The 18,230-nt window shown below is 55.0% G+C and carries 12 protein-coding genes; 2 read left to right on the top strand and 10 right to left on the bottom strand.

Going from position 1 to position 18,230, the window contains the following annotated elements; all coding sequences use genetic code 11:
* Nucleotides 1–203: 203 nt before the first annotated feature.
* Genes GN112_RS04470 through GN112_RS04450 form a run of 5 tightly spaced genes read right to left on the bottom strand, consistent with a single transcriptional unit; the run spans nt 204 to nt 6,116 of the window.
* Nucleotides 204–956, bottom strand: coding sequence for a CpsD/CapB family tyrosine-protein kinase (locus GN112_RS04470; protein ID WP_155309129.1), 753 nt, complete (start codon nt 954–956; stop codon nt 204–206).
* Nucleotides 957–1,001: 45 nt separating this feature from the next.
* The gene (locus tag GN112_RS04465; protein WP_162458782.1) at nt 1,002–2,456 is read right to left on the bottom strand and encodes a GumC family protein; all 1,455 of its coding nucleotides are present in this window, start codon (nt 2,454–2,456) and stop codon (nt 1,002–1,004) included.
* A gap of 32 nt (nt 2,457–2,488) precedes the next feature.
* Nucleotides 2,489–3,553 carry a polysaccharide biosynthesis/export family protein gene (locus tag GN112_RS04460; RefSeq protein WP_155309127.1) on the bottom strand — a complete coding sequence of 355 codons (1,065 nt, stop codon included), beginning with the start codon at nt 3,551–3,553 and terminating at the stop codon, nt 2,489–2,491.
* Nucleotides 3,550–4,278, bottom strand: a complete 729-nt coding sequence (locus GN112_RS04455) for an OmpA family protein (RefSeq protein WP_162458781.1) — start codon at nt 4,276–4,278, stop codon at nt 3,550–3,552. The genes GN112_RS04460 and GN112_RS04455 overlap by 4 nt, the downstream gene beginning before the upstream one ends.
* A gap of 53 nt (nt 4,279–4,331) precedes the next feature.
* Complete coding sequence (locus tag GN112_RS04450) at nt 4,332–6,116, bottom strand: sugar transferase (RefSeq protein ID WP_155309125.1); 1,785 nt, start codon at nt 6,114–6,116, stop codon at nt 4,332–4,334.
* Between the two features lie 434 nt (nt 6,117–6,550).
* On the opposite strand from GN112_RS04450, the gene GN112_RS04445 reads away from it, so the two are divergent.
* Complete coding sequence (locus GN112_RS04445) at nt 6,551–7,768, top strand: amidohydrolase family protein (protein WP_162458780.1); 1,218 nt, start codon at nt 6,551–6,553, stop codon at nt 7,766–7,768.
* Between the two features lie 113 nt (nt 7,769–7,881).
* Here GN112_RS04445 and GN112_RS04440 read toward each other — a convergent pair whose 3' ends face one another.
* On the bottom strand, nt 7,882–8,484 hold the full coding sequence (locus GN112_RS04440) for a VWA domain-containing protein (RefSeq protein WP_155309123.1): 603 nt from the start codon (nt 8,482–8,484) through the stop codon (nt 7,882–7,884).
* Nucleotides 8,463–9,956: a hypothetical protein gene (locus tag GN112_RS04435; protein WP_155309122.1), complete on the bottom strand. Its 1,494-nt coding sequence runs from the start codon at nt 9,954–9,956 to the stop codon at nt 8,463–8,465. Before GN112_RS04435 ends, GN112_RS04440 begins: the two co-directional genes overlap by 22 nt.
* Nucleotides 9,957–10,461: 505 nt before the next feature.
* Between GN112_RS04435 and GN112_RS04430 the strand changes: the two genes are divergently transcribed.
* Entirely contained in the window at nt 10,462–11,160 is a 699-nt protein-coding gene (locus tag GN112_RS04430; protein ID WP_155309121.1) for an HNH endonuclease, read from the top strand.
* 39 nt (nt 11,161–11,199) lie between these two features.
* Here GN112_RS04430 and GN112_RS04425 read toward each other — a convergent pair whose 3' ends face one another.
* From GN112_RS04425 to GN112_RS04415, 3 genes are all read right to left on the bottom strand, one after another.
* On the bottom strand, nt 11,200–13,812 hold the full coding sequence (locus GN112_RS04425) for a 1-acyl-sn-glycerol-3-phosphate acyltransferase (RefSeq protein ID WP_155309120.1): 2,613 nt from the start codon (nt 13,810–13,812) through the stop codon (nt 11,200–11,202).
* Nucleotides 13,813–13,925: 113 nt separating this feature from the next.
* Nucleotides 13,926–16,802: a sialate O-acetylesterase gene (locus GN112_RS04420; RefSeq protein WP_155309119.1), complete on the bottom strand. Its 2,877-nt coding sequence runs from the start codon at nt 16,800–16,802 to the stop codon at nt 13,926–13,928.
* Entirely contained in the window at nt 16,803–18,230 is a 1,428-nt protein-coding gene (locus GN112_RS04415) for an MBOAT family O-acyltransferase (protein ID WP_155309118.1), read from the bottom strand.

Genomic DNA, 18,230 nt, shown 5'->3' with positions numbered 1-18,230 from the left:
AAAAGAAAAACGTTTCCTTTTGCGGTACGATCAGGGTAACCGCCAGAAAAATGATGGCGGCCATCGATAGAACAAACCACTTGGCCTCCATGCCTGAAGTGATGATCAGTGAAAGCGGCACCCATGTGCCTAAAAACAAAACCACGGCCGCGTCGCCGGCCAATGGACGGAGTGCTGGAAAACTGCTTTTCAACGGCTTTTTGCTATACATAATGATATAACCATGCTGGAATCACGTACTTGCGTTTGTTTAAAAAGCTGCCCAAAAGCGTCGCTCCGCTATTGTTCAATTGATTGACGGCGGCACCGACAACTTCCGACCGCGTTCGGCTGGCCTGTACCACAAGGATGGTGCCATCACTGTGGGAGGCGATCATATCGGCCTGGCCGGATTGAAGGACCGGCGCCGTATCGATGATTACAACGTCATAGGCGGCCTTTACCTCCTGAATAAACGCGACAAAGGCATTGGTTGGAAAAACAGGCGCCCGTTTAGCGGTGGTATCACCGGCGGCAATCAATGTCAGACCGGGCAATGATGGGTAATCACAGGCAACATCCTGGAGCGTGGCGGTATTCAGCAGCAATTCCTGGAGCCCGGGACATTGGGCAATGGCGAACATCTGATGGAGAACAGGACGCCGGAAATTGGCATCGACGACAAGAATTTTTTCTTGAGCCATCTCCAAGGCAAAGCTCAATCCCAGGTTAAATGCTACCGTTGAGGTGCCCACCCGTTTCTGGGCACCGGTCAGAGTTAACACTTTTTTTGACTCGCCGGATGTCTGGCTTAGCAGCTTATTGCGAAACGTCCGAAATTTTTCCAATACGTTGCTGAACCCCTCGGGATGTTGCAGCCAAAGTTTCGGTGGATCCCTCTCTTCTGAAAAAACGTCGCATAAGGAACGATTGGTTTTTGGGGTTGTGTTGCGACTGCTGACTTCGTGATTTGTCATTGATCTGTCCTTGCACGTACCTGTTGCACCACCCGTTACGTCAAGTTACCGTTGATTCCAGTTCCGATCCATATTCGGGACCCCGTCGAGTTCGCCAAGGTCGCCAAGCACCGGGAGTTGAAACGCTTTTTCGATATCCTCAGGCCGTTTGATACTGTGATCCAGAAAAAAGGCGGCAAAAGCGCCGCCGATTCCGGCGAAGATGCCGGCGATCAGAGCCATTAAGGTCATAAAGACCTTTTTAGGGTAAATCGGTATCGACGATTCAATGGCCCAATCGGTTACGGAGACATTGGCCACCCGGGATCGTTCACGTTGGGCCTGGATGATGGCATCTTCCCGGATATCCAGATAGAGTTGGTAGTTGCGCTGGCGTTGCTCCACTTCCCATTTCAATCGATTGAGCTGGATTTCATTGAGCGTCAACCGCGTTGATTGCCGCTCGACGTTGGACATTTCCACTTCAATGGTTGTTTTCCGCCGGTTCAGGGCTTCGAGATCAAGGGCGACGCCGTTCAAGACCTGGGTGCGTAACACCCGGATCTGTTTTTCGATGCGGTTGACTTGGTTTTGCGCATCGGTATACTCCACCGATCCCACTGGATACATTAACGCAATGCGCTCTTTTTCGACCAGTAAGGGGATCAACGCTTTTTGCAGGTCAACCAGGATTTCGTGGGTGCGCAATTCTTCCGGAATGGCATCCAACGGCTTACCATGCTTTAAAAAAGGCCGCAATTTGTCCAGAATGGTCTCGGTCTGAGAGATCTGGGCCTTCAGTAAACTGGCCTCCTGACTGAGAGCGCGCATCAAAGTGACATTATTGATTTTTTGCTCGGGAATGTCGATCACCGATTCTTTTTTCTCAAAGTCCTTGAGCGCCTCTTCAGCCTGCCGAAGCATTTGCTTGGCGTTTTCGGTCTGCTGACTGTAAAAATCAACACCGCCACCGGGCCGGTGGACATTGATGTGATAGTCGATATAGGCATTTAAGAACGTATTGATGATTTTTGTGATTTGTTTTGAATCGTCGCCTTTCAGGCTGACATTGATGATGCTGGATATGGGCACGGGTTTGATTTCTATCGCTTTACGCAGCCTTAGAACGGCATTCTCCAAAGTTTTTGAAGAATCTTCACTATGCTTTGAAAAGAGAGCGGCAACGCCGGTGCTTGTTTTTTTATGCAGGTCAAGGGTTTCCACCACCTGACGCAACAGGGCATCGGAACGCATGATATTGATCTCGGAATTGATATCCTGCTCGGAGACGGGCAGCACATCGAAACGTTCCTGGGTATGCAGGCGCTGACTGGAGTCAAAAAGAGGTTTCAGTAAAACGCTGCCGCTGGCCTTATACAGCGGTGTTGTAAAAAGGGAATAGACAATGACCACGGCTGCAATCACAATAACGGTGCTCACAAAAACCTTGGCCTTGTAGAACAGGATGAAAAAGACATCTCTCAGCGAAGTTCGTACCGGTTTGGCCTGATAACTGGGCATAGCCTTTGCCATTTCCATTTCTAATCGAGACGTTAATTCAGGTTGTAGTCCACCGTAAAACGCAACGGGACAATCCGCCACAGAAAATCCGCTGTCAAGGCCGCTCTGGCCATGGCGCTGCGTGGCACATAGATCACATCATATTGTTGAAGCATCGGATCCAGAAGTGAAGCCTCACCTATGATCTGATTCATATACACAATATGGGCATCGGGCTGCCCGTTTTTTCCCCGCCTGACGATAATGACCTGATCGGTTTTGGCCTCCCTGGTCAATCCGCCCGCAGTGGCCAGCAATTGGGTCAGGGTCGTTGGGCCGAGCAGTTCATAGAAGTCGGGTCGTTCGACTTCACCCAAAACATAGATTCGGTTGGAGCGGGCATTGAGTACCACCACGGTGGTGCTCAAGTTGTAGAGAATGTGGGCGTAGCGCCGATGCAATTGTTCCTGCAATTGGTGGGTCGTCAAACCGGCCGCTTTGACATCCCCGATATAGGGTAGCGAAATGACGCCGTCGGGCCTGACCACGGCCAGGCGGGACATGCCTCTTTCTTGATTGTAGATGGCCCGTTTGAGCTCCTCGATTTTGGTATTGAAGGCGATGACTTCCACTGTTACCACCGGCTTGGCCAGGATAGGGGTGTACAGTTCGGAGATTTCTCGGGCCAGATCGGTTGGTTTCTTGTTGCGGGCCTTTACATCACCAATGGGTGGCAGGGTGATATAGCCATCCGGTCTGACGGATAAGGTTTTGCTCATTACCGGGTAGTAATAAAAATCGACCCGCAACGTATCTTCACTGTCGACGCGGTATTCCGGCAGGTCAACATCGGGATCGATGTAGTAAAGGACTTCCAGTTCATCTCCGGCACCGATTAAATAAGCGGCCGGAATGGCGGAGGGAGAAGCAACACTAAGATTCGTCACCCCTTTTCCATATCCACTTGGGCCGCCGCATCCCGCCGCACCCAAGGCCGTCACGATTAAGATCAGCAACCCAAGGATGGCGGTGCCCCACTTTTTGTTTGTCCTGATCGTGTTTCCGACACCAGGCACAACTTCGGGATGTCGGCAAATCATTCGAATTCTTCGATTCATTCGTGGATCCTTATTTCGACTCTGCGGTTATGATCCCAGCTCATTTGATGACCCTGGCCATTTAGGGTCTGAATCTCGCCGCGGCCTTCCACATGCATTCTATTGGCGGACAGCCCCAGGGAATGCAGCGTCTCAAAAACCGCCCGGGCCCTTTCAAGGGATAATTTAAGATTGTAGGGGGCCCAATGGCGTTCGTCGGCGAATCCGACAATTTCCATATGGTAGGCATTATTTTTCATGATATCGTAAAAGGCCCGCAGGGTTTCCTGTGCCGGTGAGGATATGTCACTTTTGTCGGTATTGAAAAAGATGACGGGGGTAAAAATGGGTTCAGGCAGGCACTCGGAAGCCCCACCTTTTGATGAGTCATCCGTCCCTTGCGCCGATACCGTGGCTTGAGATGATTCTGCGGATACCACTGGTGCTGAGGTGTGCAAGGCTAACACCACAATTTTTCTGGGCAACGGCGGTATAGAGAAGACCAATTCCTGGCGAAAGGTCTCGTCTTCCAATGCAACTGCGGTAATCTTCAACTCCCGTTGATGAATTGTTGAATAATCAATCACCAACGGTGTCGTTCCAACGACTTTGCCATCGACACTGATTTCAGTGGGAAAATACGGCGATTCCACATAGATCCCCTGTTCAGAGAATGAATTTCCACCGTTGTGGGCACAGGCCGTTAAAGCGGTAAAAAAGAACAGAATCAAAGTTATTTTATTCATTTTCTCATCTTTAAAAAAATCACATCGATTAATCATGCTTCAGTCGGCACCCATCACTTATCGGTTTCCTTTGGCCGTGGTTGGCGTGTCAATATGCTTCCAAGCAATCGGAAAACCCCTTTTGCCGCCTGAACCACGGAGAGCAGCAGAATTTTAAAATCAAGCAATACCGAACACTCGCGAACATAACGGAAGTCGTTATGGATCCAATCTGCAAAGGCAAGGTTTTGGTGGGACTTGAGCTGCCACAGGCCGATCAGCCCCGGCGGCACCGTAATGCGCTGATCGCGCCAGCGGGGATTATAGCGCATCTCGTCCCAGGAGAGCGGCCGCGGACCGACCAGCGCCATCTCGCCAATCAAGATATTGAAAAACTGCGGCACCTCGTCCAGGTTGGTGGCCCTCAAAAAACGGCCGACGCGGGTCACCCGCGGATCGCCGACGATTTTGAACATGGGGCCATCTACCTGGTTCAGGTGATGAATCTTGCGTTTGACCGCTTCGGCGTTTTGCACCATGGTTCGAAATTTGTACATGTCGAAATCGACACCGTACCATCCGCAGCGCCGTTGATGGAAGAATACCGTTCCCGGTGAATCCAGCTTGATGGCGATGGCGATCAGCAGCATCAAAGGGCTCAGCAGAGTCAATGCCAGCAGCGAAAAAGCGATATCGAAACCTCTTTTCCAGAGCAGGTAGCCGCACCGGTGGATGATCCGGCCTTTTTTGTTGATGCCGGTCTCACCGGGAATGTTGTCCAGAACCGGCGACAGCCGGCCGGTTGCGTCATCGGCCGTGTCGATTTTATCCAGCAAAACACTGTCGCGGAGAATGGCGCCGTTTTCGATCACGGCATTTTCGCCGATGATGCAATTGGTCAGCTGGGCATGGGCGCCGATGCGGGCCCCCGGAAATACCAGGCAGCCGTTTACCACCACATGGCTGCCGATGTCACATCCGTGCCCCACGGCCGAGGGGCCGATCAGTACGGCATCCGTGCCGACACGAATGTCTTTACCAAGAAAGAGCGGCGCAATCATTTTGCCGTTTGGATCGGCGGCATCCGGATCGAACGCTGTGTCGTGTTGCTGGAGAAAGGGAAATTCCGTTCTGCGTAGCAGCACATCGCGATTGGCGGCCATATAGTTGTCCAAGCTGGATATGGTACGCCAGTACCGCATGACTTCGTAAGCCATGGCCGCCGTGCCGGTGTCGTAAAGCAACTGGAAAAGCTGCTCTTTCAGATCGAAAAAGCCTTGGTCGGGAATACGGTCCAGAATCTTGCGTTTGAAAAGATACAGCCCCAGCGGCCTGAAGCGGCTGCGCCGGTTCTGGGAAGGATGATAGCGATGGATCGTTTTAACATTTCCGTGATCATCGCACTGAACCCTTTCGTAACCCCATGGTGGGATCCCCTCGCAGACTGCGGCCACCGTGGCGACGGCGTTCCGCTTACGGTGAAAGTCGATCATCGGCTTCAAATCGGTATCCAAAAACAGATCTGCTCCGAATACCCAGAAATCATCCCCTGAAATATAAGAAGCCACATCTTTCAGACAGCCGCCAGTTCCCCGGGGGGCAGTCTGGGTAATGCAGCGCATCTGAACCCGATAGTCCGGCATGTTCTCCATGAGATGGTCAAATGCAACCTGGCACTCACAGCTGACGCAGATGATGATTTTTTTTACGCCGGCGGCAGCGAGAACCGACACCTGATATTCCAATAACGGACGATCGGCGATGGGCAGCATGAACTTAGGGGTGGCGGCAATGGGCACGGCGTCGATGACCGTGGGGCCGTTGGCGAGCAGGACAGCGGTGGAGGCGATTGAGGGCATCGTTACAGCTTCAACGGGTTTATGGATAAGTGATTGCCCTGTATTTATGCCGTACTCAGGGAAAACAATTCAGCCGCTTATCCGTCATACGACTGTGCATCAGAAACGCTTTATTACGGTTTTGCTTATTCATATCGACCGGTTGTGTCAAAGCTTGACCTTTTTAAAATCGATTTCATCCTTCATTTGACATTTGGGCTTTGGCATTTGGCATTTTTCCACTTTCGGGAATGGTGCGTGTTCAGGAACGGCCGGTTTTTGATTTTACTTGCGATTGCCCTGCCTGAAGGTGTTTAGCGGGTTGCACGCCAGGGCGGGGCAGGGTATAGGAGAACACAGCCATTGCTGCTTAAGGAATATGGTGATCGATCGTTAATCAACAGGAGGGTGGCAGGTGACGGCCCCGGCCGGTTTGCCGGTTACCCATGGAGATCATGATTTCAAGAAAAAGTGCTTACCGTGTGGGCTGGCTCATTGACGGCAGCGGGCAACCGGCCCTTGAAGACCGGGTGATCATTGTTGAGGAGGGGCGGTTCCAGTCGATTCTGGATGTCCGTGCGCCGCTGCCTCCGGACATCGCCGTCGTCGACCTGTCCGATTGTACGGTTTTCCCTGCCCTGGTCGACAGCCATGTGCATCTGGTCATGTCCGGCAGTACCGATCCGGTGGTGCGCAAAACCCAGTTGGAGAGCAGCCATAGCGACCTCGATCAGCGCAGTGTCATTGCAAGGCATCTGGATCAGCATTTGGCCTGTGGCGTGCTGGCGGTTCGTGACGGCGGGGACCAAAATGGCGACAGCCTGAAATACAAGTGCCGCCGGCCATCCACGGTTACGATTGCCGCTCCGGGCCGGGCGCGCAATGCTCCCGGCCGTTATGGCAAACTGATCGGCATTCCGGTGCCCCCTGGAACGAGCCTGGCAGAGAGCCTGTTTTCGGCGGCCCATCAACGGGACCACGTCAAACTGGTCAACTCCGGACTGAACAGCCTTACCCAGTTCGGCGTGGAAACGCCGCCGCAGTTTACTACCGAGGAATTGAAAGCCACGGTTGTTGCGGCTCGTACCCATGGGCTGCCCACTATGGTGCATGCCAACGGTCACCTGCCGGTTCAACTGGCCGTGGAAGCCGGATGTACCAGTATTGAGCACGGCTTTTTCATGGGGCACGAAAACATGCAGCGCATGGCTGACCGGGGCGTCGTGTGGGTGCCGACGGCCGTGACGATGAAGGCCTACCAGGACTACCTGCAAACTCAGGGGCACCGCAGTGATGCTTCCTTTGCCGATGTGTCCCGCAAGAACCTGGAGCACCAACTGGAGCAAATCCGTGCCGCCCGGCAGCTTGGCGTGATCCTGGCCGTGGGCACGGATGCCGGCAGTCCCGGTGTACACCATGGGCTGGCGATGAAAACGGAAATTCAGCTGTTCATTGACGCGGGCCTGAATGTGGAAGAGGCGATTCAATGCGCCACGCTCAACGGCGCGCGACTGATGGGGCTTTCGGATCGGGGTGCCATCGCAACCGGCATGCGGGCCGATTTTCTGACCGTTCGCACGCCTCCCCAGACGGTACCGGAAGCACTCCATCAGCTGGTCTATCGGGTGGTTGGCGGCCGGCCCCTCGACTCCTGCACGGGCGGCAACAATTAAAGCTACAGTGTTTAAGATAATGTTTTTGGCAAGACCAGAGGGAGGAAGCTGTATCAGCCATACCGCGACGACCGATAACGCAGCCCAAAAACATTATCTTAAACACTGATACCCTATTTGATCTGCAATTGCTTTATCCACGCCAGATGCTCTCCTGTATTCTCGCGGGCCTCGCGCAATGCCGGCGTATTCAGGGCGAGAATGTGGATCCCGTCCAGTTGAAGGCTTACATTCCCGTTCAATGCATCCATTTCTTTTTTCAGGCGATTGGGAAAAATCAGGATGTATTTTCGATCGGATTTCAGGGCCTTGAGGTGCTCGACCGCCAGTAGGAGGGCTCCGGCGATATCGGCATCCCCGGCGGCGGATGAGGCAAGGACAGATTCGCGCATCGCCCGGTAGATGGCCCGTTTTTGGGAATTGGCCACCAGTGGCCGTGGGTCAAAGGTCGCTTTTACCATCACATCCTTTTCGCCCCCTCCAGCCGAATCCATCCGTGCCACAGCCAGGCTGTCGCCAGGTTCGAGGGCTCCCAGAAGCGCGGCCACAATGGATTGGGAGGTGGCTAAGTTATCAGGTTGTGTATTGGATGGGCCCATCAGTAGATAAACGGCTCTCGTGGCATGGGGCGGGCTGGTGCATCCAGTTGGTAACAGGATCCACAGAATCAGATTGGTGATACCGACGACAAAGCCTAATCGATGGACTTTTTGCATGCCATCCGCCCTTCCGTCATGGGTACGGTCTGGTTTTTTAAGGTCGGGATCAGATGCGGTCGCCGTCGAAGCCGGGTTTTGTCAGCAATTTTCCTGACGATCAGGGCTTCTGCCCACAAAGCCGGGAAAATGAACAGATCGTAGGTTTTGACAAGGACAGTGGTCAGGAGGCGTCCCACGCTGCCGCCAAGGTGCAGAAGGGTGGCAACAGCACGCAAGAGAAACTCTCCAAGGAGACCGAGAAGAATCCGGGATGTGGCGATAAAGGCCTCTAAGGGGATGGCTGCTGTTGCCAAAATGAACGGCAGAACAAATCCCAGGGCCATCCGGCCAACTGTGGGAAGCGTCTGTGTGACCGCCTGATCCGGGTCCAGGCCGGCCAGACTTTGTTTCAGGATTTCCATATCCATGATCATGCGATCACGAATCAACACCAGCGCGGCGTCGATACCGGCCAGAACGATCAGCGAGGCCAGGAGTGACCAGAAAAACCAGGTGCGTTGACGCTCATCCAAGCCGCCAAGCATGGGAAACAGCCGGGTTATGCACAACGTGTCCATGAGAAAGATTCCAACCACTACCTGAACACCAACCAGAAAAAAGCCGGCCACATCAGCGGTGTTGAAGGACCCAATGTAACTGTTTGCACCAACCATTTCAGACATGGGCAGGGCAATCAAGTTGAAGTTGACGATGACACCGATGGCAAAAATGCCCAGCACCAATGCCGCGGCAAAGAATCGCGTCAGTGCTGAGGCCGAGAGGCTGCGCTCGGATGAATCCGTGTTTGTGCGAATGGCCTCATAATCGGCCATGCAGCGATCGACCCGCTCGGCGCGGCTGCTGAGTACCAACGTGGCTGTTTCGATTCCTTTGAGGCGCTTCTCCGTTTTGCGCCATTGGGGCAGCATGCCGGCGAGGACACGGTGGCGTTGGGAAACCGCTTGGCGATGACCGTTCAAGGCAACGTGATGCTGCTTTTTTAAGGTGCTGTGGATATTCTCGAGGATTGTGGCCGCCATGGGGTCAACCGGAGGCCGGATGCCGGCAATGGCATCGATTACCCGCACCCAGTCTGACAGCCCCTGGGGAATGTCAGCGCTTTTTTGGTAATCGTTCTTTAATTTATCCAGCTGTCCGTTAATGTTGCGTTGCAAAGACGGGACGGTGATCTGGCTTCGTTCAACTGCCGCGCCGATGCGTTCAAATTCACGTTCCACCTGCCGTTCGGCACGGGTTAGATCAGCAGCAAGGCGAATCTGCCGGTTTCTCGCCTTCAGCTGCTTTTCCGCCAATCTGACGGCTGTGGCAGCGATGCGGCCGGACTGATAGATGGAACGTCCCAGGGATGCCATGACCTCCTTAAAAGGATGGCGGGCCAGCAGTAGGGCCGTTAACACCAGCACTATCCATACCAGCACCGATAACAACGGTATGGGAGTGATGTTGAACAACAGGGTTGCATCGATCATGATCGCTCTCCATTTGCATGACAGATCCGGCCACGGTTGGCCAGCGGCGCTATCTGATTCAGCAATTCATGTGCCGTCTGATGCGGTATGGTAAACGCCCCGGGGCCCATTCAGCGGCAGATCCATACAACCTGCTGGAATCATATGCCTCAGTATTTGTTGGAGTTGCCTGTGACTCGGATGTCGTGCTCGAGTGGGCGGCAGCCGCCGCCCACACCATGACAGGGGCACTGCAACCAAACGGATCATCGGCTGTCTATTTTTGTGTACTCCGATTTCTCACGGGGCGCTTTGATCCGTGAGACGATCAGTGAACCAATCCTGGTCCGGCGCCCCCTTGCGGTGATATAAGTATTCTGAGAATGAGGCGTGTCAAAAACAGATTGCATCCCTGGTATGATTGGTGTAATCAACGATCCTTTTTGTCCATCGAGCGGGCTGCTGGCCCGTTTGTACCCATGCCCCTGGCGGCAGTGCTATTTAAAAATGAGTTGAAGGACCTCCCATGACACTGAGCAAACTGGAAATTCAGCAAATGCTGCGTGAGATGAATGTCAAGTTTGATGCGGACGAAACCCATGAAGAATTGAAACAGCGTTTGCAAAAAGAGAATCACAGTTTGTGGCTTAAATCCGTATCCGGCAGCCAGGCGGCTGACGGAAGGGATGGCAGAATTCGGGTTCGAAAGCGAAAACGGTCCGTCGACCCGCCGGAACCGCTGGAAAAACGTTTCCCTGATCGGATCGCAACGGCTGAAAAAGCCGCCCGCTTGCCTGTCCCACCCCGTAATAATACCGGCGCTGCGCTAAGGGCCCGGACAGTTGAAAAACCGCAGCCCGGAAAGCCATGGAAAACCGTGGCCGACGGAACCCAGCCCTTTAACCGCAAAAAGAATGTTTTCAAATCGGTGCTGCGGCGCTGCGGCATGTGCTGCGAAGCCTGCGGCAAACCGGCCGATAAAGCGGACCCGTCAACCGAACTGAGGCCGTTTTATATCGATCCGCTTTCCCAGGGGGGCGAGCACTCCGTTAAAAATATGGTGGCGCTGTGTTCGGCCTGCTGCGAGCGTCTTGAAAATGACCCGTCGCCCAAACTCATCAAGGAGTTGAGGCGAAAAACCCGTTCCAAGCTCTACGACTCCCTGCAGGTGATCCGAAAAACCACTGTGCGCAGCCGGGGCCCTTTTCCCGGTCGCCGGAAATAGTCCCAGCGTCACTTTATCTTGAAGGCTATAGGCGTTTGGTTATCGGGCAATCAGGCTCTGGTAATGGGCCAGGGTTTTGTTCCACCCCCGGATGGTTTCTTCGTCTTCAGACCCCCTGATACCGTTTTTTGCAAAAAAATTGGCCGCATTGTCGTAATTTGCCTTGGAGATGGACTCCTTTAAGCGAATTTCTCCCTGCTTTAACATGCGGTTGCCAATGCCCAGCATCCTTTTCAACATTTTGTTCCGGTCATGCCGGTTTCGTCGGTTCTTGGTCAGATAGACCAGCGCAGTTTGGTATGCGGCGATAAACGGTTCAATGTATCCGGCAAAGAAAACCAGCTTACGATACCCTTCCGAGGAGAGGTTGTACGTGTCCGGCATGGTGGGATGCGGAACCAGAATGGCCATGTCGATAAAGGCTTTCATGGTTTTGCGCACGGTAAAGGCTGGCGGATTTGTCGGATCGGGGTTGAACTCCTCGGAGAAAAGCTCCTGGAGGCGGCGGTAAGTATCGTGCAGGTCTGTAGTCGAAAACTGGAAAGCGTCTTTTTCCAGGATGGCCAGGGAGGTAAAGGCCGCCGGGATGAAATGACAGATACTGATATTTTTGTAATAGTCCAAGGCGTTACGCCGATTTTCAATAATCCGCCAGGCATCCGGCCGGCCTCCTCCCTTGCCCTGCTCGTCGCTGCCCTGAATGAATTTGCGTCCCTGATAATGCTTCAGGGTGGTTTCCAGAGCGCCCTCGTGCCCCTGGGTCAGGGTTTCGGCCAGGGGGGTTTTTTGGGCGTAGAGCAGACTCATGGATGCCTCTACGCGGAAATCCAGCTCCTTGCGCGAGATGATCTCCCTGCCCGATGACAGCAGGGCGCCGGCTACCATGGACTGGGGGGTGACCACCGTCTGCCGGTCGATGGCGTTCATGATATGGGCGCCGATGCTGCGACAAAGACCGTTTTGCTGCTTGGACGAGAGGCTTGCACCAATCAGGTTCTGCTCGGCCAGTACGTCGGCAAGAGCCAGCGGGTGGCCGAAATTGAGATAAACGCTGCCATAGCGCTTTTTCAGGATCGATTTGGCCTTGAGCATCTGGCGGAAGTTCTCCGGTGATTTTTTCCCGCCACTGATTTCATGCAGGTAGGATCCTTCATCGGGAATGCGGTCATAGGCGATAAAGACCGGAACGAAGATCAGGTTCTGGCAGGCGCCTTTGAAAAAGGCGTGCAGCAGGATGGAAAGCATGCCCAACTGGGGCTGGAGCAGTTTGCCGCTGCGGCTGCGGGTGCCTTCGATATAGACGGCGATGTTGAAGCCTTCCTTTAACAACTGGAAGATATAGGCCGAAAAAACCTTGGCATAGAAAACCGCACCTTTGAAACTGCGGCGAACGAAAAACGCACCCACACGGCGGAAGATTGGCGCCATGGGCCAGAAGGATAGGTTTTTGCCGGCGAAGATATGCGGGCAGGGCATATGGTTGTCGTAAAGGGTAAAAGAAAGCAGGATCGAGTCCATATGGCTTTTGTGAGCAGGCATGAAGATGACCGGCCCTTTGCGCGAGACCCGTTTGATGTCCGCCAGCGCATCGGGGTTGGCGGTAACCGATTCGAAAACCACTTTCAAAAAGCGCCCGATGATGCGATGGGCAATATTGATAAACGATGGGCTGTAATGGGCGGCAATTTCGTCAACATATTGTACGGCTTCGCGATGGGCCTCAAAAATTGTGGTCTCCCGACGCTTGGCATGGCTGGTCATGAACTGGCGCAGTTCCTCGCTGGTGAGGATCTCCTGTTTGATCTCCTCTGGCATTTTGATGGTGGGACCGGTAATGCTTTTGCGATGGGCATTGATCTGGCTGAGCAGGTCCCGGCGCAATTTCAGAGCCAGATAAGCGGTACTGCGGCCGCGGTTGTCCGCTGCCTCGAGAAATGCTTTGACATTGACCGGATCGGAGACCTCAATGAAAATTCGTTCCGGTTTGTTGAACAGGGTGGTCAGACGCCTCAGTTTTCCCGGTTTCTGAGGGGAACCAAAAACGATGTCACTCAATGTGGGCCAGGTGGAGGCCGGCCGTTTGCTGAAGAACATCAGATGGGAAATCAAGCAGATGGGTCGCTTCAGGTCACGCTGGATCTTGATCAGGTGACGGATGGGATCGTCCTTGGATTTAATGAAACTGAGGTAAAATTCACGTTTGCCCACCAGCGGCAGATAGGCGGTGGTCCCCCTGGCAATCTCTTCCCGGATAAATCCCTCGCGATACGGATCCCGCATAGAAAAATGGCGCAAAAAGTGGCGGATCTGAGCCCCGGCGATGTGGATCAGTCGTCCAATTGGCTGTAGCATCCTGATTTTACAATCAAAACAGAGTTGCGGAAAAGGAATCCGGGCCTGCATATAACGCGTGTAATAGCATAAAAATTCAAAGTAGCTTCTGTTTTTGGAGACGTAGACGATAACTGCGTCGTCGGGAAGGCCATCGACAGTCGTCCGGATGTCGGGGGCCATGGTGACGCCGGAGAACAGGCGGCGCAGAATGAACATGGTAAAAAAACCGATGCGTTCGGGCAGCCAGCAGGTAAATCGTTTTTCCGCCGGGCCGGTCATGCGCAGGAACAGTCGTTTGAGCATGGATACGGGTTTCATGGTCGAGTTTATACCAGAATTTAAAAAAAAGACCACCGTGGATCCATGGATGAAAAACAGTTTCTTTTGTGAACAGGGATCACATCTATGAGAAGTGGTTTTGTCTCTCTCGGTTATTGGTCGGAATAGGGCTCCAGGGGCAGTGCCAGTGCGGTGTTGTCCCGCACCGCACCAGTCGTGTTCGGATGGGCGCCGTAAAGATAGCGCACCCTGAAATCTGCTGGCAGCCCGGATGCCACTTCGATGCGAATGGTTGTGGCGTCGCGTCGTGTGATTGCGGTGATCGGCAGATGCGTTTCCCCGGAAAGGACCTCGAAGCCGGTAATCCCTTCCGCAGGGGTGACGTCCGTGCCGCCGCGGTGCCGGATGGTGACGTCGATGGCGTGATTGGAGACCTGGGCCACGGACGTAATGATCGGGCCACGGTGGTACTCGGTTTTGCCCAGCAGGTATAAAACCGTTTGCGCTGTGCGAAGCCCCAGCGTGGTGTAGGCTTCGGGCTGCAGATGCTGGCGGCCGCGGTTTTCAAGGTCCATGCTCAAGGCAGCCAGATGGCACTCGTCAATTATGCTCAGAGCATCCATCTGAGCCTGGCGAATCCACTGGCAGGAGCGGTCTTTTCCCGTCGGCCGTCTGACCAGCGGGATCATCAGAAAGGGCAGTTGCGGCCGGGACGAACCGTTGCGGATGTCGATACGGATATGGTCACCGACCAATCGTTCGAGGGCCTTGCGGTATGCTTCGCGGGAGATGGTTCCCCGGGCGGCGTCGGCCTCGCCCTGCATCCAGACCACCGCTTCCACCGATCCGCCGGCGCGGTTGACGCCATTCACAAATCGTCGGTAGATGCCATCCGTTGCCGTATCCAGCCAGAACCCGGTCCCCCAGTCGGCCCTGGCGGTCAGCCCGGTGCCGTTGACCGAGTAATTCAAGAGGCCGATGGGAATTTTCAGGCGCTCGGCCAGGCGGTTGCCCAGCGCCAGGGCGCCGTTGCCCGTTGACGTGGGCCGATGCCAGTGGCCGTCCCGATGGATCATCAGCCGGGGGGATGGCTGATGATCGGTTCCGGTGGCAAACCACTCGTGCATATTGGACTGGCCGATGCATGCCACCAGCATGCCCACCCCCCAGCGGTGCCGACCCTTTTTAACTACCCATGGCGTCAGGGCACTGCGTACCTCCAGCCGGTACCATCCCCCCTGGGGAACATGGGCCAGGATGCCGGTAAAAACACCATTTTGCGGCGCGTCATCCACCACTGTCCAGGGAACACGGACGGACTCATCGTCTGCAGCGAGCACCCGGGCCTCCACCGGGCCTTTGATACCGGTGTAACTGCCGCTGACCACAATGCTGGCCGCGTTGTGCTTGCGCTGAAAGATGCATCCCTCCTCGATGTCGGTCAGGGCCAGTTCCGGCATTGTCTGGGTGGGATGTGCCACGGGCGGCGCGGGCGCGGGTTTGACGACCGGCAGCACCGGCGGGGGTTCAAGATCGGCGATGGGCAGCCCGCTGTAAATATCTCCGATGGTTTTGGCGGGTTCGGGTAACGGTGGCAAGGGGATTGGCTGATCCCCATAAAAACTGATCAGTTCCGCTTTTTGCAGGGTGAACACTCCAGGCTTTTGGCTGGGGGTGATGATCAGGTCAACGCTTTCGTCAAATGGGAGCGGTACCAGCATGAAACCGGTACCTTGGCCGAACTGCTTTTGGATGGGGCCGCTACGGTCAGGCAGCGTTTTTACACTGACCGGTCCATGGTGGCCCGCCGCAAAAGTCAGCTTGGCCATCCGGAAAATACGGGAGGTCGATCCGGTAATCGCTGGTAGGGAAAAGGCCGCCGCATCCCCCGATGCCCTGATTTTGAGTCCGTTATCGGTGATATCCAGGGCGCACAGGCCAACCGGATCGGCCGCCTGCAGGGCGATGGGGCGGGTGACGACCCCCTGCAGCCGGTCTTGCGCTGCCGTATAAAAGGCTTCCAGCTCCAGATGCAACCGTCCCAGCGTTTCCTGGCCGCATTCCAGCAGGATCATCTCACTCTGGTGGGCCAACAGATCCTGTCCGAGGGTGGAGACCTGGGTGGCATCGATGATGGTTGCGGCGCTGAAAGCGCGGGTAAGGGAAGGAAGCAGTCCGATCAGGTAGTCGTCGCCATAGATGGTGGCCACCGGCCCGTCAACGGCAAAAGGACCGGCACGATAACCGGTATGCGCCATGCCTGCATGTTTCTTTCTGCCCAGCAGGAGGCGGTAGAGATCATCGTCACCGGGCGGGCAGGCATCGTTTGTCGCTATATTGGATCTATGACCGGCCAACCGGGCAGCCGTGAGAATCTGTCCGGCGGCCGCCGCAGCCGCCGGACGGCACCACAGGCGGGAGCGCTTGCCGTAGACGGCCTGGCCGCTGAGTTTGGCTTTTTTCAATACCGGCTCGAGCTTGACGAGTCCGTTTATGGGGAAGCGCCGATTGGCCTCCATAAGGCTGCCGTAAAGGGAGGTGCGGTCGGCCCTGGCGGAAACCCCGGTGTATTCCGGATAGATGGCGGCCTTGCCGGGGATCAGGGCCACGAGAAAGCGGCTTTCGGTGGCATTGACGATGGATTCTGTCGCATGGAGCGCCAGGCACAAGCGATGACCGGCCTGCCTGACGGCCTCCGTATTTTCCGGTTCCGCCTGCTTGGTTTCCCAGAACAGCCAGCCGCGACGTCCCACATGGACGGCCTTGATCGAACTGGCTGAAAAGATGTGATAATCCAGCCAATGATTTGCCACCTTCAGCGTTTCGGCCATGGGAAGGGTCTCCCGAAACCATCCCTCGATGGCGCGGTAGTAGTCCCGATCGAACCACAGGCCGGGTTCAGGGCGTGGAAATCCCGGATTCACGGTATTGTCTGAATTGCTCTGCAGGGTACCTGTAATCCACCCTGTGGCCGGCAGGCTCAGCATGGCAACGAAAATGATGACGAAAAATTTTTTCACGGATGCCATTTAAAATCGGTAATAGATAAACGGGTTCTGGCTGCCGGCGGCCATGACGGTGATGCACCAGGGCAAAATGATCATGAACAGGACAACTGCCGCCGCACCAGCCAGAACATGCCGTTTTTCCATCTGATTTTCGGTATCCATGCTGCCGGCGGGCAGGATCAGGGCTGTTGCCGACAGGATCAGGCAAAGCGTGTTTTCAAGGGTCAGGATGTCCAGCAATGCAGGCGGCAGTGGGTTGGCGCTGAATGTGAACATGGCCGTGAAAAAATGTCCGCTCTGGGAGAGGGTATCACAACGAAAAATTACCCAGCCGCAGATCACCACGGTCAGGGTGAACACGCGGCGCAACGCCCGCAGCCGCTCATCGGGGATCCGACGCAGGCCGGTGATGCGTTCGGCAACCAGGAAAAATCCGTGGTAGGCCCCCCAGACCACAAACGTCCAGTTGGCACCGTGCCAGAACCCGCAGAGCAGGAAGACCAGCGTCAGGTTGAAGGCGGTCCTGAAGTGGCCTTTTCGGTTGCCGCCCAGCGGGATGTAAAGGTAATCCCGGAACCAGCGGCTCAGTGAGATGTGCCAGCGACGCCAGAAATCGGTCAGGCTCACCGCACTGTAAGGCCGGTTGAAATTTTCCAGAAAGCGGAACCCGAAAAGCAGTCCGAGACCGATGGCCATGTCCGAATAGGCGGAAAAATCCAGATAGATCTGCAGGGTGTAGGCCAGGGCACCGAGCCAAGCCACCATGGTGTCCAGATCCGCTGCCGGTAAGCTGAAAATCAAATCGGCGAACCGTCCGCAGGTGTCGGCGAGGATCACTTTTTTGCACAACCCCCAGGCAAAGCGCATGGTTCCGGCATGGCACTTGTCCCACGACTCAACGCGGTTTCGGATCTGGTCGTGAATGTCGCGGAAGCGCACGATGGGGCCGGCCACCAGCTGCGGGAAAAGGGCCACGTACATGGCGAAATCGATGACATTGGCAATCGGGCGGCAGCGTCCGCGATAGACATCGATGGTGTAGCTCAGTTTCTGAAACGTAAAAAAAGAGATGCCCACCGGCAGAACCACGGCCTCCCAGCCGGACAGGTCCAGTCCCAGACGGGTCATGGTGGCGGCGGTCTGCGCCACCATGAAATTGGCGTACTTGAACCAGGCCAGCAGCCCCAGGTTGATCCCGAGGGACAATGTCAGCCACAACCGTTTGTGGCCTGTGAAACGTGCCATGAGCCGGCCCATGGCATAGTCGAAAAGGGTGGAGCCGGCCAGAAACAAGATGAAATCCGGAGCACCGAAAAGGTAAAAAAGGTAAGAAAAAATCAGCAGCGTGAGATTGCGCAGCTGCTTCTGCAACAACAGGGCCCTGCCATAGTAGGCAAGAATTACGGCCGGCAGAAATGCAAACAGGAAAAAAAGGCTTGAGAAAACCAT

This window comes from Desulfosarcina ovata subsp. ovata (assembly GCF_009689005.1).
Taxonomy (GTDB): domain Bacteria; phylum Desulfobacterota; class Desulfobacteria; order Desulfobacterales; family Desulfosarcinaceae; genus Desulfosarcina; species Desulfosarcina ovata.
Note: the sequence above shows the minus strand (reverse complement) of the source record. Positions and strands in the feature narration are given on the sequence as shown.

Excerpts from the sequence above, each read along its gene's own strand:
- GN112_RS04470 (WP_155309129.1), bottom strand. The coding sequence starts at position 956 with ATGACAAATCACGAAGTCAGCAGTCGCAACACAACCCCAAAAACCAAT.
- GN112_RS04465 (WP_162458782.1), bottom strand. The coding sequence starts at position 2,456 with ATGCCCAGTTATCAGGCCAAACCGGTACGAACTTCGCTGAGAGATGTC.
- GN112_RS04460 (WP_155309127.1), bottom strand. The coding sequence starts at position 3,553 with ATGAATCGAAGAATTCGAATGATTTGCCGACATCCCGAAGTTGTGCCT.
- GN112_RS04455 (WP_162458781.1), bottom strand. The coding sequence starts at position 4,278 with ATGAATAAAATAACTTTGATTCTGTTCTTTTTTACCGCTTTAACGGCC.
- GN112_RS04450 (WP_155309125.1), bottom strand. The coding sequence starts at position 6,116 with ATGCCCTCAATCGCCTCCACCGCTGTCCTGCTCGCCAACGGCCCCACG.
- GN112_RS04445 (WP_162458780.1), top strand. The coding sequence starts at position 6,551 with ATGATTTCAAGAAAAAGTGCTTACCGTGTGGGCTGGCTCATTGACGGC.
- GN112_RS04440 (WP_155309123.1), bottom strand. The coding sequence starts at position 8,484 with ATGCAAAAAGTCCATCGATTAGGCTTTGTCGTCGGTATCACCAATCTG.
- GN112_RS04435 (WP_155309122.1), bottom strand. The coding sequence starts at position 9,956 with ATGATCGATGCAACCCTGTTGTTCAACATCACTCCCATACCGTTGTTA.
- GN112_RS04430 (WP_155309121.1), top strand. The coding sequence starts at position 10,462 with ATGACACTGAGCAAACTGGAAATTCAGCAAATGCTGCGTGAGATGAAT.
- GN112_RS04425 (WP_155309120.1), bottom strand. The coding sequence starts at position 13,812 with ATGAAACCCGTATCCATGCTCAAACGACTGTTCCTGCGCATGACCGGC.
- GN112_RS04420 (WP_155309119.1), bottom strand. The coding sequence starts at position 16,802 with ATGGCATCCGTGAAAAAATTTTTCGTCATCATTTTCGTTGCCATGCTG.
- GN112_RS04415 (WP_155309118.1), bottom strand. The coding sequence starts at position 18,230 with ATGGTTTTCTCAAGCCTTTTTTTCCTGTTTGCATTTCTGCCGGCCGTA.